Source organism: Paenibacillus sp. FSL H8-0282 (assembly GCF_037963825.1).
GTDB lineage: Bacteria > Bacillota > Bacilli > Paenibacillales > Paenibacillaceae > Paenibacillus_AQ > Paenibacillus_AQ odorifer.
Map to the genome: position 1 here is coordinate 6,514,985 of NZ_CP150146.1, position 21,983 is coordinate 6,536,967.

The window sequence follows — 21,983 nt, forward strand, 5'->3', positions numbered from 1 at the left end:
CAACGCCGTTTGGCGTTGGGCACCTTTTTTTAGTTATTCGTTTTATGCTCCGGATGGCGGGATACAAGCCTCACCAGATCCAGCGTTAAGACGGGTAATGTTAGGGACGCTGGATAAGCTAAGTAACGCGGCTCCCACTCTGGATTGAACTTTTCCTTGTAACGACGCAATCTGGCAAAACCGTAACCATGCCCATGCCCATGCCCACCTCTATTAAACACTTGATGAGCCAGCTTCTCCTCCTTCAGAGCTCCGGGGTCCTGACCCCCACTGGATGATAGAGGAGTGTTGCCTAGATTAAATCGCCGATACCCCTTGGACTTCGCCCATTCCAGCATACAAACCAATAAATAATCTACCGTCCCGTTTGGCACATTCTTCCGCTGGCGCAACAAATCTACGGACAGGGTCAATCCTTGATCATACCCTGGGGCAATAGAAGCAAATGCCAGTATTGTACCTTTGGTGTTTCGCAGCACCACAATGGGAGCCCGTTGCAGATACTCGACCTTAAACCACCCTAACGAATAACCCTTTTCCGCTCGGCCATTCAACCACTCGTCCGAAATCGTTCGCAGTTCTCTCAGCAAACTATCAGCATGCGGCGCTTCTGTAATTTCAACAATCATGCCTTCCCGTTCAAAACGATCGCTTACCCTTTGCAGATCACCATTCTTCAGATCACTGAGTGCAAAGTTATCAAGGCTTATCACTGCCTCTTCACCCAGCTTAAAAAAGCGATAGCCCTGCTCCTGATAGACCGATAAAAAAGCAGGTGAAGCTTGATAGAAAACTACAACCAGACCATACTGATCTGCAGCTTGTCTAAATTCACTGATGGCTTCACTTATTAAGCTGCTCTCTCCCAGCGGATCACCCAGCACAACGAGTTTATCCCTAACTCTGGCGAAAGCGAGCAGCACTTTATCGTTCTGAGCCCAGAAGAAGCCCTTATCACCCAAAAACAACGTATGAGTTAAGGTATTGCCTCGAACTCCATCTAGAAAATGTTTCAGCTTAGCTACATCCAAGGTCCCGAACAGCTCGTTCTCCTTATGATGGGGCCTGAGGTTTACCCACATTATGAGCAGTACCCAAGACAAGACCAATCCTCCCCCTGCCGTAAATGCAACATGACTATATCGCTGCAACCATTCAGGCTGTACTCCCGGAGGCAGATGCTTCAGAAATCCACGATGTACATAACAGCCCATCAGATAGTAGCTTAGTGCAATTACTGAAGTGAGGGCAAACCACCGGATCGCGCTCTGTCTGCTGATTGGCGCACTAATCCGATAAAACCGCGATCTGGATATCCAAAGAATAAGCGCTACTATAAGTAGCAAAAGCGCCTCTTCATAATCAAAACCCTTAGTGACTGCAAACAATGATCCAATAAACAGAAGTATGCTAGTCCATACATATGCACTATGGACCCGCAATGTAATGCCCCGCGACAATAAAATCAGCATAAAACCAATAAGTACAGACAGATGATGAGAAAGCTGCATTACCGGAAACGGCAATATTTCCTCCGTAATCTTCAACCTATACAGCAATCCGGGTACTGCTGCAGATAGTAAGAGAATAAGCCCGCTAGCTAGTACCAGCTTACCAAGAGCCCACATCCCAAGATCGCTCAGAAAGGTATACTGACCCGGCCAGCCCCAGATCTTCTGCCATTTGTTAAGAGAGGGTTCGAACCCTGGAACTGAACGATCTTGATCCTTTTTTCCTTGCAGACCAATTTCCAGTGCAGCCAGCACCAATCCAATCAACCAAGGAATGACATAATAAAACAATCGAAAGATGACAAGCACCGCCATCGCCTTATCGGTCTGGTAGCCAAGCTGTGTCAGCCCGAGCAAGGCGATAAGGTCAAATGCACCGATACCGCCGGGTGCCATACTCAAGATTCCGGCAATAGCAGCAATCGTAAATATACCAAAGATAGCTATAAAATGGACCTCATCCAAGAGATGGCTGCTGATGGTCCAAAACGTCACGCCAGCAAAGCTCCATTCCAGAAAGGAAGCACCGACGGAGTTAACGACTGTAAGCCATGATGTTCTGCCTTTTCCCCGGTTAATCCATTTCGCATAAAGCGATGAGCGCTGCACAAACACAAAAACCGGCAAATAAAGCGCCATACCCCATACTGCAAATACCAGCCAGCGATGTTCTTCCAGCAAAGCCGTTGCCGGGAGTAAACCAAAGATATTCGCCCATGAAAGTAGTGATAACCCGGTAATCATAAGCGGCGAAAGAAATACAATGGCGGGCGTTAGCACGGAGGTCGGCACTCCGCTTTTTTTATACAGCAGCGTCCTTAAACCAACTCCAGCCAGACCTGCAAACCCAATCAAGTTATTAAATGTATTAGCAATCCATGCATACCGAAAGGTACTCCACAGCCCTACTTTTAAACGAAAATGGGCCCGAATCAAATAATCATAAGCACTCATCACAGCTACGGAAAGAAGTGCAAAACCAATCATTTGCAAAATAGCAGACGTAGGTACTCGCCTTAGTTCACGCATTATAAGTCCTAAATGAACCTGCTTCAGCTCATGTTGTCCCTCCCAGTATACGAACGCTATGATAGCCACTGGAAAAAGAGCTCTGACCGCCCGGATCCGATAGATAGATAAGATCAGTCTTACAATTTTGAATCTTTCTAATGTCTGTTGCTTTGAATGCATGAGCCCACCTGCCTTTACCGCTGACACACGTTGTGCTAGACAATTTTTACAACTAGTCCATTATAGCAATTCTTGGAATAGAAGACCCGTGATAATCAACACCTACTCTATTAGACTGCCAGCAAATCCCTAACCCCTGCAACAGTTAAAGATTTTTTGGGAAATGAGGATAAGCATAGTTAATATATTACGAAGCCGGACAGATCAATATGACGGAACTTTATTTTAGGGGTATCTTTCTAGTATTGGCCAACAATGTGATAAAAGAACATTAAAATTGTAGTCTAAACTTAAAAATACATAACAAAAAGGACATCCCTCACGGCAAAGGATGCCCTTTTTGTTATGTAACACGACTTAGTATGGTTTATACACGAATATCAAATCTGCCTTGGCTATTCGTTGTTGCGGTAGCGATTTCTTGCGGGCTTGCCGCAGCAAGCGCGTTGTTTGCAGGTTTGGCAGGTGCTTCTGCACTACTGCTTGCAGCGGAAGCACTGCTCTGCGACTTCTGGGAAATTTGTGCCTCGATTTGCTTGATCTGCTGCTCAATTTGTTTCGTTTTCGTTTCTTTGGTCTTCGCGTCATCCGAGCTGGCATCAATCTTGTCCAATTCGGCTTCCAGCTTCGCTTTTTGTTTCTCGAGCGCGCTGGTATCTGTAGTACTAGACGTCGAGGTAGTATACGATGTAGAACCTGAGACTGCGGATATACTCATAATCATCCCTCCCTTCCTTACCTCCAATATAATCCTTTTGCAGATAAGGAACGTTAAAACCCGCTGAAAGTTTGCTGAAAGTATTGCTCTCTTTCAAGGTTATAAGGATAAGCTGTCAACAATTGGAATTCCCCCGTTTGACCAATAGAAGATAAGACAGAATAGAGAGAACACCCGTACAGGCAATCACAATCGCCATTGGAAGGGCTGAATCTACGCCTCCAAGACCCACAAGCGGTGCTACACAGCTACCAAGCAGCAACGGGATCAGCCCTATCAAAGCCGAAGCGCTGCCTGCGGCTTCTCCTTGGTCCTGCATTGCAAGTGAGAAGCTGGTTGCGCCGACAATCCCCACACTGGAGACAACAGCGAACAGACAGATTAGAATAGGGATCAGCCCTCCCCCTATCAGGATCGTAAGCAGCAGCAAGACGCCCCCCATTGTACAGAGCAGCAACCCGCTAAGCAGTAGCTTCGTCTCACTCACCTTACCAGCAAGTCTGCCGGCAATTTGACCTGTAATAATAATCCCAATCCCGTTCACAGCAAAGATCAAGCTATATACCTGCGGAGTAACCGCAAAAATATTTTGCAAAACAAAAGATGACCCAGAGATATAAGCGAACATAGACGCTGTAACAAAACCTTGGGACAAGGCATAACCCATAAACTTGCGGTTGCCAAGTAACACCTTAAAGGTAAGCAAAGTACCCTTCAACCCACTCTTGGAGCGCCGCTCCTTCGGCAATGTCTCAGGCAAGCGCAGGAGAATCGTTAAGCAAAAAATAATTCCGGCAGCAAATAATACGAGGAATATCCCCTGCCATGTAGTCACTCTTAAGAGCTGGCCTCCAATGACTGGAGCCAAAATCGGACCCAGACCATTAACAATCATCAATAAAGAGAAAAATTTCGTTAGTTCAGAGCCACTGTACAGATCACGCACAGCCGCCCTAGAGACAACTACACCCACTGAACCAGCAAGACCTTGAATAAACCGCAAAACAATTAAAAGTCCAATCGAAGGACTAAAAGCACATAGCACTGAGGAAACGGCATAGATGAACATCCCTATAAGCAGTGGACGGCGACGTCCATATACATCACTCAGTGGTCCAGCTACTAACTGACCCGAGGCCAGTCCCAATAAAAAGAAGGTGAGACTTAGCTGCACCAAAGCAGCTGTCGTACCGAAATCGTCAACAAGTGTAGGCAGTGCTGGCAAATACATGTCAATCGACAACGGCCCAATGGTTGTAATGGAGCCCAGAATAACAGCAAGTTGCAATCTCTGCTTCCTTGAGGGTCCATCTACAGCAAGTTTATTAGCATTTTGCATTCCAATCATGATCCTTACGTCAACCTTTCTAAAGCAACCCGGGGGCCTTTTTTGTATTCTTCATACTAACGTAAAGGAACTCAAATGATCAATCCTTTTATAAGGCCTCATTCGGGGCTATTAACTTAAAAATAACCGCCAAAAGGCGGTTATCCTAATTGTTTTATGCATTTTGAGATGTGCTAAACCCCTGTAGCCAATCTTTGGCGGCTTCGGCTTCCGCCATACTCAAGCGGTGACCTTGATTGCCCCAATGGGTTGTAACCTCAGCGCCTGCTTTCTGCAGAATCCCCTCTAGCTCCTGAGTTTCCGTAGATGTTATTAGCGGATCATTCGTACCTGCCCCAATAAAGATAAACACCCCTTCTAGAGAAGGAAGCTCCACATTGCGTAATGGCACCATCGGATGCAACAGCACTGCCGCGCGGAAAATGTCCTTATAATGAAACAGAAGGCTACCAGCAATGTTTGCACCGTTAGAGTAACCAACCGCTACCAGATTGTTGGCATCAAACCCGTATTTCTCTGCCGCCTCATCCAGAAACTGCTTAATCTCATGGGTACGGAAAACTAAGTCCGCTTCATCGAACACTCCTTCTGCCAGCCGACGGAAGAATCGTGGCATGCCATTCTCCAGCACATTGCCCCGTATACCTAGCACCGATGAATCTGGGGATAACATCTCAGCCAGCGGCAGCAAATCCTGCTCATTACCACCTGTACCATGAAACAACACTAACGTAGGTTTAGTTATATCTTTACCTTTACGGAATACATGAATCATCCCTGCTTCACCTCAATTTCTCTTACTTGAATAGGCGTTAAGTTTTCTTCGATGGCCGCGCGATGCGGCTCAAACCAGGACGGCAGCATCAACTTTTCACCCAACGCATCTGGGGCTTCATCACGGGCAAAACCTGGAGGATCTGTAGCGATTTCGAACAGGATTCCTCCTCTTTCACGGAAATAGATCGCATTAAAATACTGACGGTCTTGAACGGGTGTAGGTCTATGCCCATGACTCTGTACATGGCGCGACCATTCCAGTTGCTCTGCATTATCCTTTGCCCGCCACGCGATGTGATGAACTGTCCCTGCACCTCCCGCTCCGAGCGGAACGGGTGATGTCTTCAAATCAATAATATTACCTAGCTCCCCATTGGTTCTATAGCGAGTATATCCATCTCCGTCAGCAATATGTTCCATACCCAGCGTATGAACGAGTGTCTCGGCTGTTTGCAACGGATTGCTGCTATATAGCACAGCCCCGCCAAAACCTTTGATCGCGTATTTAGTAGGAATCCCACCAAAGGACCACTTACTGAGCGGGCCTTCCTCACGTTCCACCAGTTCAATCCGCAGACCGTCGTAATCAGCAAAAGATAAATAGGGTTCAGAGATCCGACTTCCTTTTGTAACCGAAATTCCGTATTCAGCAAGGCGTTGTTCCCAGAATTGCAGAGCACCGACCGGCACTGCGTAGATCGTTACGCCAACTTGACCACTGCCGATTCTGCCTCTACGCCCTACAGGTGAAGGAAAAAATGTAATAATCGTTCCCGGAGCACCCTGCTCATTCCCAAAGTATAAATGATAGACCTCTGGAGCATCAAAATTAATCGTTTTTTTCACGAGCCGTAGGCCCAGAATCCCGGCGTAGAAATCAACATTGCGCTGAGCGTCTCCGACAAAAGCTGTAATATGATGTATTCCTGCAGTTTGAAGTGTCATTATTATAAACTCCCTTCTTAGTTAAAAAACAATGCATCTAGAGAAATCGAACCTGGTCCCGTAAGCGCCACACCTACCGCAAATACCAAAACCGTAAGCGGAAACTCAATCCCGTTCGAAGTGGACCAGAAACCATTTGGAGCATGAACCTTAACGATTGCCCCCAGCATCGTGGCAGCGATTAACACCGCTGCAACAGGCGTTAACAGTCCGGCAGCGAACATAAATCCGCCCACCAGCTCCATAATCCCTGCTAAAATCGCCATAGTCACACCCGGTTTGATTCCGATGGACTCCATCCAGCCTCCCGTACCCTTCGGACCGTAACCTCCGAACCATCCAAATAGCTTTTGTGCGCCATGTCCTATAAAAGCAAGCCCTATCACCAATCTCATTAATAACAGTCCTACACTTATCATTTTTACCTTCCCCTATTCCTTTGATTTAATTATCTTAATGTTAAGATATTTGGTAAAAAAGAGCGCCCGGCGAACCGGAATAACCTATGGGCTGCTCTCCTCTTCCCTCTTCTATCTACAACTCGGAGGCGTTAAACGTATCGCCGCCCTTAATCGTACCCGAGTTAAAACCTTTGTAGAACCAGCGCTTTCTCTGCTCTGAGGTACCGTGAGTGAAACTATCCGGCACTGCATAGCCCTGAGCCTGCTTCTGAATCGTATCATCGCCGACGGCGCTTGCAGCTGCCAGAGCTTCCTCTAAGTCGCCTTCCTCCAGCAGATTCATACCCTGAGCATGATTGGCCCAGACACCGGCCAAATAATCAGCCTGCAGCTCAAAACGAACCTGATATTTGTTGTACTCCTTCTCACTCAACGTCTGGCGAAGGGAATCGAGTTGTTTCGAGGTGCCTAGTAATGTCTGTACATGATGTCCAACCTCATGGGCAATGACATAAGCCATGGCGAAGTCGCCCGGCGCGTGGAAGCGTTGCTGCAACTCATCATAAAAGCTCAGATCAATATATAGTTTGGCGTCGCCCGGACAGTAGAAGGGACCAACTGCCGAGGTGGCTGTTCCGCAAGCAGAGTCTACACTCCCACTGTATAGCACTAAGGTGGGGTCCGTATAGGTCATTCCCTGCTGCTGAAAAATCTCACCCCAAACCTCCTCTGTGTCGGCAAGAACTACCGATACAAACTCCGCAAGCTCTTGCTCCTCTGCGGTCTGTTCATAAGGGGCCGTTGAACTGGAGCCTGTGGAAGTCAAACTTCCCAGGATATCCCCGGCATTGCCTCCACTGAGTAATGTGATGACCAGGACAAGGATAATTCCTCCGATCCCGCCACCAATCATCTTGCCGCCGCCGCTCATGCCTCTGCGGTCCTCCACGTTCGAACTCCCTCTTCTTCCCTGCCATTTCATGGCCAAGCCCCCAGTCGAAATATCAGGTAATCTTAAGTAAATGGCTACCTGGCTTCGTTAAGTTAAATATCTTATTAGTGATATACCCAAAAAAGCAGGGTTTCACTTATACTTACTGGAGTTGGGAGAATGAGGATGGAGCCGAACTACTTCCAAACTTATAGAAGCGCCTAGTTATTCGTCATGTTCGCAGCACCTATACACCTTTGCCAAGCTTTTTCATTAATTCGATAGCCTGGACTTTCTCTTCCTTATCTAATCCACCCATCAAATCATGAATTGAGGCTACATGACGAGGGAAAATCTCATCAAACAGTTCACGACCTGCATCCGTAATCTCCGCATAAGTAACGCGGCGATCCTCGCTACAGGGTACACGTTTCAGCAGTCCCTTTTTCTCCAACTTGTCGATATTATAGGTAATGCTTCCGCTCGTAACGAGAATTTTCTCCCCGATCTGTTGCAGCGGAATCCGCGTTCTATGGTAAAGTACTTCAAGCACCATGAATTCAGCCGAAGCCAAGCCATAACTCTTCATATCCTTCACCGCATGATCCATTAGGCTCTTATAAGCCTTAGATAAGACTACAAACAATTTCAGTGAGGCGGCTTGTTCTTCGTCAGGTGCACTCTCTGTATTACGCAGATTTACTTGTTTATCACTCATCAATTCCACCTCCACTTCAATCAAACTTGTATTCAATCCATTTATTTGTCTTTACATTAAATATCTTTAAGTTAAGATAACTATACGACTTCCCATCCTCCTTGTCAACCTCATCGCTAAAAAAGTTACTTCCGTCTAGAGACCGGTAAGTTTTCCTATGACACTTTACAGGGAGTGATAAAAATCACCCCAAGTTTGACCTGACCTATAAAAGGGCGTATTCTTGTCTTTACGAATGACTCTTTAGTAAGCGATTTCAATACCCTAAAGGAGGCGACCTGATGAGTTCGTTCAATCCAACCCCTACCGAAGAAGCTATGGAGGGGCAGGCTGGAGCACGACGCGTGCTGATCGTGACAGCCGTAGACGCGGAGCGTGACGCGGTCCTGCGCGGCCTGCAAGGCAGCGACAGGTTCCATGTTATCGCTGCCGGCGCTGGGCCGGCAGCGGCGGCGGCGGGAACCGCCGCGGCACTCGCAGCCGGTACTTACGGCTGCGTATTGAGCGTCGGGATCGGCGGCGGATTCCCGGTGCTGGCGCCTTTAGGCTCGCTGGTTGTAGCCAGCGAGATGATTGCCGCCGACCTCGGGGCCGAGACGCCGGAGGGCTTCCGCAGCGCTGCCGAGCTCGACTTCGGTAGCGTGTCCGTGCCGGCTGACCGCGGCACGGTGCAAGCGGTTTCGGCCGCGCTGGCTGCGGCCGGGTTACCCGTAAGCACGGGCATCGTGCTTACGGTCTCGACGGCGACCGGCACCGCGGAGACGGCCGCCGCCCATCTCGCGCGGCATCCCCATGCCGTCGCGGAAGCGATGGAAGGCCACGGAGTCGCCGTGGCCGCCCAGGCGCTGGGGCTCCCGGTACTGGAGCTCCGCGCCATCTCGAACCCGGTCGGTCCCCGCGACCGGGCCGCTTGGAAGATCGGTGATGCAATGGAAGCATTAACGGCGGCAGCCGCTATATTACTGGAGGTGCTGTAATGACAACTGAGCTTAATATCGCTTTTTCCCCTTGCCCTAACGATACCTTTGTATTTCATGCCTGGGCGCACGGGCTTGTCCCGAATGCACCTAAGCTGAATGTAACCTATGCCGACATTGATATTACCAATACGCTGGCTGCTGACGGAGAAGGACCAGAAGTCCTCAAAATCTCCTACGCTGCTCTGCCTTGGGTTCTGGAGCGGTACAAACTGCTGCCATGCGGCGGTGCTTTAGGACGCGGCTGCGGCCCGCTGCTGCTTACAGCAAGTGGACCCCATGCGGTCAAACGCCCAGAAAAGCTAGCCGGACGCCGGATTGCTGTACCTAGCGAACGCTCTACGGCTTATTTGCTTTTCCGATTATGGGCAGCACAAAATGTAACTGGAGGCATCGGCGAAATAGTCGTAATGCCTTTCGATGAGATTATGCCTGCCGTACGGGATGGCCATATCGATGCAGGGCTGGTAATTCACGAAGCCCGCTTCACTTACGCCTCTTATGGTCTTAATATGCTGACTGATCTAGGCAGCTGGTGGGAAAGCGATACCGGACTGCCCATTCCTCTCGGCGCTATCATTGCCCGCCGTGATTTAGATGCCGATGCTATCACCAGCTGGATTCGCAGCTCTCTTCAGTATGCGTGGGATCATCCAACGGATTCCAGAGACTATGTGCTTAGCCATGCTCAAGAGTTGGCTCCTGAAGTGGCTAAATCCCACATCGATCTCTACGTGAATGACTTCTCGATGAATCTGGGTGATGACGGCTATGCCGCAATCTCTGCCCTGCTTAATCGTGCTGCGGCAGAAGGACTTGTGCCTGCAATCGATCCAGCACTGCTTCTTTAGCATTTACCAGATAGTTTAACAATCCCCGGCCACACCTATAAGGTGTTCTCCGGGGATTTTATTTATTCTGCGTAGCCTTCCAGCCAGACATTATTTGGCTTATCGAACCAGTGATTATACAATAGACCTATAAACATGATCTATGAGGGAGGATCACATGATACCTGAAAAAAACAGCAAACAAAACATCGACCGCTTTTTGGGCTTTCAAAATGAATATGACCGCTACCGTCCCGAAGCCCCTGAGATGATTATCAAATTGCTAACAGATTACCTAGGTACCACCCCTTCACTCGTCGCAGATATAGGCTGCGGTACGGGTTTGTCTACTTTTCTCTGGAACGATGTCGCAGAACGCGTAATCGGTATCGAACCCAATCCAGATATGTTGGGAAAAGCAATCGATAAACTTAGCAGATTAGAAGAACCCCAATCAATTACTTTTGTGCAAGGCTACTCTAACCAGCTTCCGCTTGCATCAGATAGTGTAGACATAGTTACCTGCTCGCAATCATTCCACTGGATGGATCCTGAAAGTACACTGCAAGAAATCTCCCGGGTCTTAAAAAAAGGCGGAGTCTTTGCCGCCTACGATTGCGATTGGCCTTTATCTCTTCAGCAAAATGTAGAAGAACGATACAACCAGCTGATCTCCAAAACAGAAGAATTGCTGGCTTCGCTTTTACCTAATGAGGAGAGAGCACATAAATGGGACAAAGAAGGTCATTTGTCACGGATCAAAGCTAGTGGGGCCTTCTCTTTTGCCAGAGAAATCGTATTCCACAACCTAGAGTCCTGCGATGCCCAGCGATATATTGGTTTAACCCTAAGTCAAGGGGGAGTGCAAACCGTAATGAAACTAGACGCTACCTTGCTTGAGCAAGACATCGCCGATTACACCGCCGCAGTTGAACAGCATTTTAAAGGCAGAACATTAGAGGTTCTAATCAGCTACCGAATGAGAATCGGCATCAAATAATCTTCGATCGCAACCAAAAACGCCCCGCCCCCTCATATGAGGAGTTCGGAGCGTTTTCTTCTTTTTTATTTAACTTCTTCCATGAACCCTGAGGTTCTCCACGATCACTATTGCTCCTAATACTTTCAGCAACAGGTTACGCACTTTATGTTTTATGAAGAATGCGGGTGCATTCAAGCCCTCGCAAGGCACCGCCTGGAAGCTAATTACTCTGTCGGCGCTATAATTGGGAGGGTGACAACGATGGTCGTTCCTTGGCCGGGTTCGCTTTCCACGCGGATATCCCCTTTATGAAGCGTTACGATCTGTTTAACAATGGCAAGTCCCATCCCGCTGCCACCATATTTACGGCTGTGGGATCGATCAGCCTTAAAGAACCGTTCAAATATACGTTGCTGATCCTCAAGTGAAATCCCGATGCCAGTGTCTGTTACCCGAACGGTCACGTTGTTGATATCTTGTTTGAGGCTGACGTTAATTACACTGTTATCCTTAGAAAACTTGATGCTGTTGCCAAGGAGATTGGTCCATACCTGACTTAACAGGTCATAATCAGCCAGTAGGATAATAGGCTTCAGATCAAGGTCGAAGCTGATGTTACGAGCTGACCATTGCGGCTGAATCGCTACGATTACTCTTCTTATCTGTTCGTCCAGATTGAATGTAGTTAGCCGTAGCTGCTGGGACTGCGATTCTAATAAACTCAGCTTCAGCAGGCTGTCACTCATTTTAGACATCCGTTCTGCTTCAGCGATAATAATATCCAGATAACGATTTCGCTCTTGTTCTGCAAGATCTACTCGCTTGAGCGCAATCGCATACCCAGATATTGAGGTGAGCGGAGACTGGACCTCATGCGACACATTGGATACAAACTCCTTACGCATCTGCTCAAGCTGCTGCAGATCGTGCATCATTTCTTCAAAGCTGCGAGCCAAGGTACCTAGCTCACCGGTTTGCTTAATATTCAGCTCGACGTTAAAATCACCAGCTGCTATTCTTCTGGTCGCTTTGGTTAGCTTCTTGATCGGTCTGACTAAGAACATTGCAGCTACCAGAATCAAGAGGCTTCCAGCTATCAATGAATAGAGCAAGAAATTTAATATCAAATTCCTTCTGGCAGTGACGGAAGGGGGATTAAGCGTCTCCACAAACATCGCTTTGGTGCCGTCTTCCGTTCTCAACTGCAAGCCTAGGAGAAGCGCAGAAGTATTCCTGTTATGAGGTTGATAAACTTCTCCTGCGAGAACTTTTTTTATTTCTTCCATAGTTACAGGGACCGGCTTGTGCCCATTAAGTCCGTAAGATTGGAATTTACCCGCTTCATCGAATATTCGGATATAGTAGGAATCAAGCTGCTTCATTCCACTTACGAAAGAGTTGGCTTCACGTAATGGAAAGGTTTCGTAAATTTTGACTATATCCTGTCCAAAATGCAATAAGGGAATTCGCATGTTCTCTTTCAGTTTGTCTTCAAATACCCAAGTTGCCACAAACAAAGCAATGATTGTGCCCCCGATTACGGAGGCTAGGAAGGTCAGAACAACGCGTGTATATATAGATCTGATCATTCATGCACCTCAAGCCTGTAGCCAAGTCCACGCACCGTCTCAATACGAAAATCAGGAGTAGTCGCAAACCGTTCACGCAGGCGTTTGATATGCACGTCAATCGTCCGATCATCTCCAGCATAATCAATTCCCCAAATTTGATCGATCAACTGCTCGCGCGTATATACTTGTCCAGGGGTTCCAGCAAGCTTGTACAGCAACTCGAACTCCTTAAGGGGTAAGGGAAATGACTCCGTACCTTTCATCACCTTATAGGTCTGCCGATCAAGGATGACATTGCCAATTTGGATCATCTGCGTGGAGCCAATCCGATATCGTTTCAGCAATGACCTAACACGAACCGTCAGCTCTAACGGATCGAACGGTTTAGTTAAATAATCGTCCGTGCCTAATTCGAAGCCCTTCACTTTCTCCCAGGTTTCGCCTCTGGCAGTCAATATAAGTAATGGAAGATCAGGATTAGCTCTGCGGAGCTCCTTACAAAGCATCCAACCATCCATATTTGGCATCATAATATCCAGCACGACAAGATCGACATGTGTTCCAGCATATACGGCGAGCGCTTCCTTGCCATCCACAGCTTCAACTGTTTCGAATCCGTCGTTGCGGAGAAATAAACAGACAAGTTCGCGAATGTTCGCATCGTCGTCAGCAACCAGTATAGTAGGCATTCGTTTCCTCTTTTCCTGTTGTCCATTCTTACTATTATACTATATTATACTTTCGGCTAAACTGTCTGTTGTCTTGAGACTACACGATGATCAAACCGAAAAAGAGCGTCTAACACGGTTACCCGTATGTAGACGCTCTTAATGTCGTTTCGCTTTAGCTTTAGCTTTAGCTTTAGTCAGCTTACTTCTTATTCATCTTAAACATTAGGAACAGCTCATTATAATGAGCAAGCATCCGTTTGCCAAGGTTATCGTATACTTCAAGCCGGTCCGTAATTTCGGCTGGTGGATAGAAACGGGTATCCTCAGAAGTTTCCTCAGGAAGCAGCTCCAGCGCAGGAATGTTAGGCGTGGAATAACCTACATATTCTGCATTCTTAGCAGCAACGTCTGGGCGGAGCATGAAGTTGATGAACTGATGCGCTCCATCCACATTTTTCGCTGTCCGAGGAATAACCATGTTATCAAACCATTTGTTCGAGCCTTCTTCCGGCACTACATAATCCAGCTTATCATTCTCGTCCATGATCTCGGAAGCATCGCCGGACCAGACAATCCCAACCGCAGCTTCTTCATTTGCCAGCAGCATCTTGATCTCATCACCGACAATCGCCTTCACGTTAGGAGACAACTTGTTGAGCTTAGTCAGTGCTTCCTGCAGATGTGCCTCATCCTTGTCATTAACGGAATAATGCAGGCTGTTCAAAGCCATGCCCATCACTTCACGGGCTCCGTCTACCAGGAAGATGTTATTATGCAGTCTGCTGTCCCAGAGAGAATCCCAGCTGGTGAAGTCCATGCCCTTGGTCATTTCCGGATTGAAAATAATCCCGACGGTCCCCCAGAAATAAGGTACAGAATATTTGTTACCCGGATCAAACGAGAGGTCCATAAAGCGTGAATCAATATTCTTTAGATTCGAAATCTTACTATGATCCAGCGGGATGAGCAGATCTTCTTCTTTCATCTTAGCAATGGCATAATCCGAAGGGATTACAACATCAAAGGTAGTTCCGCCCTGCTCAACCTTGGTCAACATAGCTTCATTGGAATCGAAGGTTTGATAAATGACTGTTAAGCCGGTCTCTTTTTCAAATTCCTTCAATAGATCCGGATCGACATAGTCGCCCCAGTTATAGATAGTCAGTGTGTTTCCACCCGAATATCCCTCTCTCGAATTCATCCAAGATCCCAAGTACATGAGCGCAAATGCCGTGATAAGGATCGCCAGAAAAGCATTTATCAGCTGTTTCATCTAGGCACCCCCGCTTCTGCAACAGGCTCCGCCACAGCTTCTGCTGTGTTATGACGATTTTTCTTAAGGGTCAGGAAGTAATAACCAACCACAAGCAGAATGGTGAACAGGAAGATCATTGTCGACAGCGCATTAATCGATAGCGACACCCCTTGCCGGGCTCTAGAGTATATCTCAACCGATAACGTCGAATAACCGTTGCCTGTTACGAAGAACGTAACCGCAAAGTCATCCAGTGAATACGTAAGCGCCATAAAAAATCCGCTGAATATCCCTGGTTTAATAATCGGCAAAATTACTTTAGTCAGCACATCCTTACGGCTTGCCCCAAGATCACGGGCTGCATCCGTTAATGTAGGGCTCATTTCCTGTAGATGCGGCAAAATCATCAATACGGCAATCGGTACGCTGAATGCAACGTGTGAGAGCAGAACAGACGCGAAACCCAGCTTGATGCCAGCAATGGTGAACAGGATAAGGAACGAAGCACCAATAATGACATCTGGACTGACGATCAGCACGTTATTCAGAGACAGCAAGGTGTTCTTGGCGCGGCGATTCTGCACACTTTTAATGGCCAGCGCACCAATAATAGCGATAAGGGTCGCAATAGCCGAGGATAGCAGCGCGATCACAAGCGTATTGATTACGATGATGATCAGGCGCTTATCTTGGACCACCTCACGGTAGTAATCCAGCGTGAAGCCCTCGAACTTATGCATCGTCCCCCCACTGTTGAACGAATAGTACATTAAATAGAAGATAGGTGCATACAGAACAATGAACACCAGAACTAGGTAGAGGTTAGAGAATCCATTTTTATTTCTCATTCCGCGCCCCTTTCCGCGATCCGCCTGTGATAATCATAAACAGCGCCATAATGGCAATCAGAAACACTGCAACTGTAGAACCCATGCCCCAGTCCTGAGTGACCAGGAAATGCTGCTCGATTGCGGTGCCCAGCGTAATGACCCTGTTGCCTGCAATCAGACGGGTGATCATAAACAGGGACAGCGCAGGTATGAATACTGCCATACAGCCTGAGCGTACTCCCGAAATGGTCAGCGGAAAAATAACACGTCTAAACGTGGTCCAGCCCGAAGCCCCTAAATCACGTGCCGCATCCAGCAAGGATAAATTCAAATCCTCCAAAGCGCTGTATATCGGCAGGATCATAAACGGAATAAAAATATAGACAGATACAAATACAAAACTGAAGCCCGTAAACAGAATTTGCTGTTCTCCGATTCCAAGCAGATCAAAGAAATTATTGATCGGACCAAATGTACCGAATATCCCTATAAAAGCGTAGGTTTTTAGCAGCAAATTAATCCATGTCGGCAAAATAATCAGCAATAACCACAGCTGCTTATGTTTGGTTCTCGTCAGCAGATAAGCCGCCGGATAGGCAACTAGCAAAGAGAATGCTGTAATCAGAAACGCGTACCAGAACGAGGTCAGCGTCATTTTTAAATATACAGGGGTGAAGAAACTGACGTAATTATCCAGAGTAATATGGCCATCCAAATCAAATAACGAATAATAGATGACAAGCACTACCGGGGCAATTACAAACAATGCGATCCAGAGGTAATAAGGGATGAGATAGTACGATTTGCCCTTATTCTTCATGACTCTCCACCTCGCCATAAGCTTCCAGACGTCTGTCGAATTCTTCCTCCGTTTCACCGAAACGCATAACATGAATCGCTTCCGGATCAAAATAAAGGCCAATTTCACTGCCTACAGTCGCCTTACGTGTAGAATGCACAAGCCATTCATGCCCGGATTCATCATAACAGCTGATTTCATAATGCACGCCCCGGAACAGCTGGGAATCAACCCGCACACGTAGTTTACCCTGTTCCAGCGTAGAAATTTCCAAATCCTCAGGACGAATAACAATCTCTACGGATTCATTCGGTTTCAGCCCGGCATCGAAACATTCGAAGCGGCGGCCGTTAAACTCCACCAGATAATCCTCGATCATAACTCCCGGCACAATGTTCGATTCGCCAATAAAATCCGCCACAAAACGGTTAATCGGCTCATCATAAATATCGTTAGGGGTGCCGCTTTGCTCGATTTTTCCTTTATTCATGACAAAAATCCAGTCGGACATCGCGAGTGCCTCTTCCTGGTCATGAGTTACAAAAATGAAGGTAATGCCTAACCGCTGCTGCATTTCCCGCAGTATGTACTGCATCTCCGTGCGCAGCTTGAGATCTAGCGCCGATAGAGGCTCGTCCAGCAATAGAACCTGTGGCTCATTCACAATCGCCCGGGCAATAGCAACCCGCTGGCGCTGACCGCCGGACATTTCGTTAATCGCACGCTGCTCATAACCCACAAGGTTAACGAAGCTTAGCGCTTCCTGTACCTTCTTTGTGATAACGTCCTTCTTAAGCTTCTTAATACGCAGTCCGAAAGCCACATTCTCGAATACGTTCAGGTGTGGAAACAATGCGTAATCCTGAAATACCGTATTGACCTGCCGCTCATTGGCGGGAATGTGGTTAATTACTTTTCCATTTAAATAGATAGAACCGCTCGTTGGCTCAGCGAACCCGGCGATCAATCGAAGAATAGTCGTTTTACCACAGCCAGATGGACCAAGTAGTGTATAGAATTTGCCGCGCTCTATCTCAAAGCTGACTCCTTTTAACACCGGATCTTCGTCGTCATATTGCTTAGTAACTTCTTCAAATGAAATGATGGTACCTTCCTGAATAGCTATAGCTAACAACCTCCCTTACCTTAGTAATACAATACTATTTTACCCGCATCTTGCGGAGAACAATCGAAATGAGTATGCTCAGCGCTAATAAGCGACAATTTTCCCTCTTCTTCGACGCCCCAATAGATATAGCATATTAGATTGTACCATTATATGCGATAGCTTACATTGTTAAATGCTAAGCATAAACTTAACAAGTTTGTAAAAAGTCCAGTCTTCCCTGCCCTTTTTGAGGTGCTATAATGAAAACGAACTGAAAAGCCAGTGTGGTTTTCTTATTTTTGCGAAAGAAGATGAATGATAATGAACGAGGGGTTACTAGACCGCCTTGAAAAATATGGATTCTCGCTTTACATGATACGAATTACGCTTGCCGCATCACTATCCTGGGTAGCCGTACACAGTTTATATGGTGACCAATATTTATACTTTGCACCGCTTGCAGCCATTCTAATTACTCAAGCCAGTGTGAAGGCTTCACTTGAAAAAGGAATCTACCGCCTGATCGGCATTATTATCGGCGGAATTGTCAGCCTGATTGTAGGCCAATTCTTCGATGTAGGTGCATTTTCCATTCTGCTAATTCTGCTCATCGGGATTGGAATTGCCACAGCCTGTCGGATGAATATCCAAGCGGTTTCGCAGGTGGGGGTAACCTCGGTTCTGGCCCTTACCTTTTATCACAATGATTACGTGCTGTGGAGAGTCGCCGAAACCTTTATTGGTGTGCTCATTGCCTTGATCATCAATATGATTATCGTTCCACCGAACAGGTTCGTCAAGGTAAAAGCATTGGCACTCGATGGAAGCCTTCTACTTTCGGATGCTTTAAAAGGTCTCGTAGGCATAAGAAGAGATTCATCAAAGGATAATAATATGCTGGAGCAAGCAGGTAAACTGCTGTCTGCCAGCAATCAACAACAGAAGGAAATGTTCTATACCATTGCTCACTATCAGTGTCGTGGTGATCTAAAGGGACTTATACAAGCCACAGCACATCTAAAGACCATTCATTCCTATGTTAAAGAAATTGCCGACGATATTTGCTTGCTGCCAGCACATCATGCCAATTCTGACTGGATGCTGGAAGTGCTGGAGGCAACAGCCGATTGTATAGCTGTTTATGGTACCAAGACCTTATCCAAGGCTGAATGCCAACGTTCACTTACAGATTGTCTGCATCGTGCCCGCGACTTGCAGGCGGCCAGCTTCTCTGAACTGCAAGGACGGTGCTCACTGTCATCTGTTCGTGATCTAGGAGCGCTCTTCAGTCACTTAAACCGGGTACTCGAAGAAGTGGAACGTGCTAGTTCTGCTACTTACGTAGTTGCAGCTCGGCCTTCAACAGCTGAAATCACACGCGCTATACGCTTAATTAAAAAAGGACTCTCCCAGAAGCTCTAAGCTTGGGAGTGTCCTTTTTTTATGTTCAATCCCTATTAGACATAATGCCCTTTAGCACGATTGGTTACTACAACCATCCAACAAATTTAACTGACTGATTGTTTGGCAGCACGCCCTATCTTCACATTTACCAGTACAATACTGCTGACAATCAGCAATAATCCGATCACAAGGTTTATGGTAATCTGCTCTTTCAAAAAAACTACGCTGGTTGCTATCGAGATCAGGGGAATCAAGAAGGTGAATGAACCTACTTTTCCTGCTTCTCCTTCGTTAATCAGCTTGAAATAAATTAGCCAGCCCAGAGCAATAACAAAGATTGCGATAAACAAGGTATCCACAATAAAGGTTCCACTCCAGGTGATATCCGACCATCTCTCCGTAGCTGATCCCGAAAGTAGCAGAATGATGCCACCGATCGTGATTTGCATAGCCGTCATCCACAGCATATCCACACGTACAGCATTCCGTTTCATATATATTGTCCCTAATGCCCAGCTTAGGGCACTGGCTAGAGCCAACACAATTCCCCATATGGAGATACTCCCATTAATTCCGCCGATACTAAGAGAGGCTACCCCGAGAAAACCAAGCAGCAAACCAGCCATTTTAAGCCCGTACATGCTCTCACCTAACCACAGCCAAGAAAAAACACCTAGCAATACAGGCTGCAAAAATACAATCGATGAGAACAATCCCGCCGGAACATACTGCAAGCCAATTGTCTGAAATCCATAATAGAACACAATACTAAGTACCGCCGAGATCAGATAGATCGGCCAGAGCTGCTTGAAGCGAAGCTCCTTCACCTTGGGCAGTGCAATTAGAATCAGAATAATACCGCCTACGACGGTTCGAATACCTGCAAATAATAGAGGTGGAGCATAGTCTAAGGCGATTTTGGATATAGGCCAATTAATGCCCCATACAATCACCAAAAAAATAAGAAGGATCATACTTTTCTTCTGCTGATTCATTTGTTCACTTCCTTGGTGTAGATTCATCACAAATGATACAATAAACAAGAGCATAAATGAAATGAATAATAATCATAAGGGGCATATCATATTTGTTATGAACAATACTCAAATTCGTTTATTCGTCAAAATCGCCGAAAGCGGCAGCTTTACTAAAGCTGGTGTAGAACTGAATATGACACAGCCTGCGGTCAGCCGGGCGATCTCGTCCCTCGAAGCCGAATTAGACGTGAAGCTCTTGCTTCGAGACCGGCGTAATGGCCTGATGCTTACGGATATCGGCAAACGTATTCTTGTTATTTTCCGTGAAATTCTAATGGGCTTTGATAAGGTCAATCAGGAGATTTACGCGGAGAGAGGTCTTGAAAAAGGAAGTATCCGCATTGGAGCTTTCCCTGTGGCAGCGGCTCATTTTCTACCGAAGATTATTAGCTCTATCACTAAAAGATATCCAAATATTACAATTAGCTTACAGGAGGGTTCTATCGCTGAAGTCAGAGAATGGCTGGATTCAAAAGAAATTGATGTTGGCTTATTGCTCGCTCCCAGTGCAGATTTCGAAACCATTCCATTATATAGAGAGAAATTGTTTGCCGTTTTTAGAGATGACCATCCCCTGCAAAAGCGATCCATTGTATGTGTGCAGGAATTAGCGAACGAGCCCATGTTGATTTGCAAAGCAGGATATGAACCGCCTGTTGTAGAGCTATTCCGCAGAAGTAATAGCCATCTGAATGTAAAATATGTGGTTAATAACTTTGCAACAGCTCTTAATATGGTTCATGAGGGACTGGCGATCGGCGTGATGTCTGAACTGTCCTTGTTATCTCTGCCTCCAAATGTGGTTACCCGTGAGCTGCAGCCGGATGCTTATAGAGATATCCAAATTGCGGTCAGCTCGCTTGCCGACACTTCAATTGCTGTAAAGCTCTTCATTGAGACAGCGCTGGATCTTTTCACTCAAAAATAAAATGGATTAATTAATAGATGATAAGGAGTGCTGAGGATGAACTTTAAAAGACTAGGAAATAGCGGATTACAGGTATCCGCATTAGGACTGGGAACGAACGCTTTCGGCAAACGTGCGGATCAAGAGACCTCCATTCAGATTGTACATGCTGCGCTTGATCAGGGAATTAATTTCATAGACACTGCTAATATTTACGCTGGCTCAGAATCCGAGCGAATCATCGGTCTGGCCTTGGAAGGTAGGAGACATGAGGCTGTTCTCGCAACTAAAGCAGGTTTAGTCAAAAATGAGGGTCCTAACGGCAGCGGCTCCTCCCGTCGCCATTTGCTGCAGGAGCTTGAAGATAGCCTTCGCCGTCTTAAGACGGACTATATCGATCTATACCAGATTCATACCTTTGATCCCTATACGCCGCTTGAAGAAACCTTACGAACCTTGGACGATATGGTATCCTCGGGGAAAGTCCGCTATATCGGGGCCTCCAACTATACAGCATGGCAATTAATGAAGGCGATTGGGATTAGTGAAACACGCTACTTCACCAAGTACATTTCAATTCAGTGCAGCTACTCCTTAGCAGACCGGACACCGGAGAATGAGCTTCTTTCGCTCTGCCTGGATCAAGGTGTAGGGATCATTCCATACTTTCCACTAGCTGGCGGGATTCTCACAGGCAAATATAATACAAGCGACTCAGCGCCATCGGGGTCCAGAGCAGATACCGATCCTAATTTCAAAAGATTCCTTGATGCTGACCGGATCAAGCTCGGAAGCCAAGTGAGCCAAATTGCTGAGGAAATGGAAACCTCATCTACTGCGCTCTCCTTAGCTTGGCTTATGAATCGGCCTGCCGTCTCGACGGTTATTGTCGGGGCTACACGTGTGGAACAGCTGGAACAAAATTTGCTTAGTACCTCGCTTGTACTTAATGAAGAAACTTCGGCCAAGCTGGATGAAGCCAGTGATTCCTTCCGTTATGGCGAACCGTTCGCTTTTTACCGGCTCCCATAGAGTAGTATGCTTTAACTTCTTACAAGGATGGAGGAAAGAT

21 protein-coding genes are annotated in these 21,983 nt (G+C 46.8%); 6 read left to right on the plus strand and 15 right to left on the minus strand.

Annotation, left to right across the window (positions count from 1 at the left end):
* Positions 1-29 precede the first annotated feature (29 nt).
* From mprF to NST94_RS28330, 8 genes are all read right to left on the minus strand, one after another.
* Positions 30-2,702: a bifunctional lysylphosphatidylglycerol flippase/synthetase MprF gene (gene mprF / locus NST94_RS28295; protein WP_339281493.1), complete on the minus strand. Its 2,673-nt coding sequence runs from the start codon at positions 2,700-2,702 to the stop codon at positions 30-32.
* A 367-nt stretch (positions 2,703-3,069) separates the two neighbouring features.
* Entirely contained in the window at positions 3,070-3,420 is a 351-nt protein-coding gene (locus NST94_RS28300; protein WP_076099710.1) for a FlxA-like family protein, read from the minus strand.
* A gap of 115 nt (positions 3,421-3,535) precedes the next feature.
* Positions 3,536-4,759 carry a multidrug effflux MFS transporter gene (locus NST94_RS28305; protein ID WP_076303642.1) on the minus strand — a complete coding sequence of 408 codons (1,224 nt, stop codon included), beginning with the start codon at positions 4,757-4,759 and terminating at the stop codon, positions 3,536-3,538.
* A 163-nt stretch (positions 4,760-4,922) separates the two neighbouring features.
* Positions 4,923-5,543: an alpha/beta hydrolase gene (locus NST94_RS28310; RefSeq protein WP_339281494.1), complete on the minus strand. Its 621-nt coding sequence runs from the start codon at positions 5,541-5,543 to the stop codon at positions 4,923-4,925.
* Positions 5,540-6,490 carry a ring-cleaving dioxygenase gene (locus NST94_RS28315; RefSeq protein ID WP_076179229.1) on the minus strand — a complete coding sequence of 317 codons (951 nt, stop codon included), beginning with the start codon at positions 6,488-6,490 and terminating at the stop codon, positions 5,540-5,542. Before NST94_RS28315 ends, NST94_RS28310 begins: the two co-directional genes overlap by 4 nt.
* A gap of 17 nt (positions 6,491-6,507) precedes the next feature.
* Positions 6,508-6,909 (minus strand): DoxX family protein, encoded by a 402-nt coding sequence (locus NST94_RS28320; RefSeq protein ID WP_036682076.1) that lies wholly within the window; start codon positions 6,907-6,909, stop codon positions 6,508-6,510.
* A 115-nt stretch (positions 6,910-7,024) separates the two neighbouring features.
* Positions 7,025-7,873 carry a neutral zinc metallopeptidase gene (locus tag NST94_RS28325; RefSeq protein WP_076191707.1) on the minus strand — a complete coding sequence of 283 codons (849 nt, stop codon included), beginning with the start codon at positions 7,871-7,873 and terminating at the stop codon, positions 7,025-7,027.
* Between the two features lie 196 nt (positions 7,874-8,069).
* The gene (locus NST94_RS28330; RefSeq protein WP_036682080.1) at positions 8,070-8,540 is read right to left on the minus strand and encodes a MarR family transcriptional regulator; all 471 of its coding nucleotides are present in this window, start codon (positions 8,538-8,540) and stop codon (positions 8,070-8,072) included.
* A 281-nt stretch (positions 8,541-8,821) separates the two neighbouring features.
* Here NST94_RS28330 and NST94_RS28335 point away from each other — a divergent pair, with 281 nt between their 5' ends.
* From NST94_RS28335 to NST94_RS28345, 3 genes are all read left to right on the plus strand, one after another.
* Positions 8,822-9,517, plus strand: a complete 696-nt coding sequence (locus tag NST94_RS28335) for a futalosine hydrolase (protein ID WP_339281495.1) — start codon at positions 8,822-8,824, stop codon at positions 9,515-9,517.
* Positions 9,517-10,368: a 1,4-dihydroxy-6-naphthoate synthase gene (locus NST94_RS28340; protein WP_076181962.1), complete on the plus strand. Its 852-nt coding sequence runs from the start codon at positions 9,517-9,519 to the stop codon at positions 10,366-10,368. Before NST94_RS28335 ends, NST94_RS28340 begins: the two co-directional genes overlap by 1 nt.
* Positions 10,369-10,525: 157 nt before the next feature.
* On the plus strand, positions 10,526-11,347 hold the full coding sequence (locus NST94_RS28345) for a class I SAM-dependent methyltransferase (protein WP_076181960.1): 822 nt from the start codon (positions 10,526-10,528) through the stop codon (positions 11,345-11,347).
* Between the two features lie 206 nt (positions 11,348-11,553).
* On the opposite strand, the gene NST94_RS28350 is transcribed toward NST94_RS28345, so the two are convergent.
* From NST94_RS28350 to NST94_RS28375, 6 genes are all read right to left on the minus strand, one after another.
* Positions 11,554-12,918 carry a HAMP domain-containing sensor histidine kinase gene (locus tag NST94_RS28350; RefSeq protein WP_038573730.1) on the minus strand — a complete coding sequence of 455 codons (1,365 nt, stop codon included), beginning with the start codon at positions 12,916-12,918 and terminating at the stop codon, positions 11,554-11,556.
* Positions 12,915-13,589, minus strand: a complete 675-nt coding sequence (locus NST94_RS28355) for a response regulator transcription factor (RefSeq protein WP_038573732.1) — start codon at positions 13,587-13,589, stop codon at positions 12,915-12,917. Before NST94_RS28355 ends, NST94_RS28350 begins: the two co-directional genes overlap by 4 nt.
* A gap of 181 nt (positions 13,590-13,770) precedes the next feature.
* On the minus strand, positions 13,771-14,844 hold the full coding sequence (locus NST94_RS28360; protein ID WP_076132686.1) for an ABC transporter substrate-binding protein: 1,074 nt from the start codon (positions 14,842-14,844) through the stop codon (positions 13,771-13,773).
* A complete protein-coding gene (locus NST94_RS28365; RefSeq protein WP_076099717.1) occupies positions 14,841-15,674 on the minus strand; it encodes an ABC transporter permease in 834 nt (277 codons plus the stop codon). The genes NST94_RS28360 and NST94_RS28365 overlap by 4 nt, the downstream gene beginning before the upstream one ends.
* On the minus strand, positions 15,664-16,476 hold the full coding sequence (locus tag NST94_RS28370) for an ABC transporter permease (protein WP_036682096.1): 813 nt from the start codon (positions 16,474-16,476) through the stop codon (positions 15,664-15,666). Before NST94_RS28370 ends, NST94_RS28365 begins: the two co-directional genes overlap by 11 nt.
* Entirely contained in the window at positions 16,466-17,575 is a 1,110-nt protein-coding gene (locus NST94_RS28375) for an ABC transporter ATP-binding protein (RefSeq protein ID WP_036682445.1), read from the minus strand. The genes NST94_RS28370 and NST94_RS28375 overlap by 11 nt, the downstream gene beginning before the upstream one ends.
* 309 nt (positions 17,576-17,884) lie before the next feature.
* Between NST94_RS28375 and NST94_RS28380 the strand changes: the two genes are divergently transcribed.
* Positions 17,885-18,985: an FUSC family protein gene (locus NST94_RS28380; RefSeq protein WP_052097383.1), complete on the plus strand. Its 1,101-nt coding sequence runs from the start codon at positions 17,885-17,887 to the stop codon at positions 18,983-18,985.
* 86 nt (positions 18,986-19,071) lie between these two features.
* On the opposite strand, the gene NST94_RS28385 is transcribed toward NST94_RS28380, so the two are convergent.
* Positions 19,072-19,962, minus strand: a complete 891-nt coding sequence (locus NST94_RS28385; protein WP_076305815.1) for a DMT family transporter — start codon at positions 19,960-19,962, stop codon at positions 19,072-19,074.
* Positions 19,963-20,023: 61 nt separating this feature from the next.
* Here NST94_RS28385 and NST94_RS28390 point away from each other — a divergent pair, with 61 nt between their 5' ends.
* Both NST94_RS28390 and NST94_RS28395 read left to right on the plus strand, forming a co-directional pair.
* The gene (locus tag NST94_RS28390; RefSeq protein ID WP_339281496.1) at positions 20,024-20,932 is read left to right on the plus strand and encodes a LysR family transcriptional regulator; all 909 of its coding nucleotides are present in this window, start codon (positions 20,024-20,026) and stop codon (positions 20,930-20,932) included.
* Between the two features lie 36 nt (positions 20,933-20,968).
* Complete coding sequence (locus NST94_RS28395) at positions 20,969-21,943, plus strand: aldo/keto reductase (RefSeq protein WP_339281497.1); 975 nt, start codon at positions 20,969-20,971, stop codon at positions 21,941-21,943.
* Positions 21,944-21,983: the final 40 nt, after the last annotated feature.

Bases quoted from the DNA above. Each gene is read 5' to 3' on its own strand.
- mprF (WP_339281493.1), bottom strand. From the start codon at position 2,702: ATGCATTCAAAGCAACAGACATTAGAAAGATTCAAAATTGTAAGACTG.
- NST94_RS28300 (WP_076099710.1), bottom strand. From the start codon at position 3,420: ATGAGTATATCCGCAGTCTCAGGTTCTACATCGTATACTACCTCGACG.
- NST94_RS28305 (WP_076303642.1), bottom strand. From the start codon at position 4,759: ATGCAAAATGCTAATAAACTTGCTGTAGATGGACCCTCAAGGAAGCAG.
- NST94_RS28310 (WP_339281494.1), bottom strand. From the start codon at position 5,543: ATGATTCATGTATTCCGTAAAGGTAAAGATATAACTAAACCTACGTTA.
- NST94_RS28315 (WP_076179229.1), bottom strand. From the start codon at position 6,490: ATGACACTTCAAACTGCAGGAATACATCATATTACAGCTTTTGTCGGA.
- NST94_RS28320 (WP_036682076.1), bottom strand. From the start codon at position 6,909: ATGATAAGTGTAGGACTGTTATTAATGAGATTGGTGATAGGGCTTGCT.
- NST94_RS28325 (WP_076191707.1), bottom strand. From the start codon at position 7,873: ATGAAATGGCAGGGAAGAAGAGGGAGTTCGAACGTGGAGGACCGCAGA.
- NST94_RS28330 (WP_036682080.1), bottom strand. From the start codon at position 8,540: ATGAGTGATAAACAAGTAAATCTGCGTAATACAGAGAGTGCACCTGAC.
- NST94_RS28335 (WP_339281495.1), top strand. From the start codon at position 8,822: ATGAGTTCGTTCAATCCAACCCCTACCGAAGAAGCTATGGAGGGGCAG.
- NST94_RS28340 (WP_076181962.1), top strand. From the start codon at position 9,517: ATGACAACTGAGCTTAATATCGCTTTTTCCCCTTGCCCTAACGATACC.
- NST94_RS28345 (WP_076181960.1), top strand. From the start codon at position 10,526: ATGATACCTGAAAAAAACAGCAAACAAAACATCGACCGCTTTTTGGGC.
- NST94_RS28350 (WP_038573730.1), bottom strand. From the start codon at position 12,918: ATGATCAGATCTATATATACACGCGTTGTTCTGACCTTCCTAGCCTCC.
- NST94_RS28355 (WP_038573732.1), bottom strand. From the start codon at position 13,589: ATGCCTACTATACTGGTTGCTGACGACGATGCGAACATTCGCGAACTT.
- NST94_RS28360 (WP_076132686.1), bottom strand. From the start codon at position 14,844: ATGAAACAGCTGATAAATGCTTTTCTGGCGATCCTTATCACGGCATTT.
- NST94_RS28365 (WP_076099717.1), bottom strand. From the start codon at position 15,674: ATGAGAAATAAAAATGGATTCTCTAACCTCTACCTAGTTCTGGTGTTC.
- NST94_RS28370 (WP_036682096.1), bottom strand. From the start codon at position 16,476: ATGAAGAATAAGGGCAAATCGTACTATCTCATCCCTTATTACCTCTGG.
- NST94_RS28380 (WP_052097383.1), top strand. From the start codon at position 17,885: ATGAACGAGGGGTTACTAGACCGCCTTGAAAAATATGGATTCTCGCTT.
- NST94_RS28385 (WP_076305815.1), bottom strand. From the start codon at position 19,962: ATGAATCAGCAGAAGAAAAGTATGATCCTTCTTATTTTTTTGGTGATT.
- NST94_RS28390 (WP_339281496.1), top strand. From the start codon at position 20,024: ATGAATAATAATCATAAGGGGCATATCATATTTGTTATGAACAATACT.
- NST94_RS28395 (WP_339281497.1), top strand. From the start codon at position 20,969: ATGAACTTTAAAAGACTAGGAAATAGCGGATTACAGGTATCCGCATTA.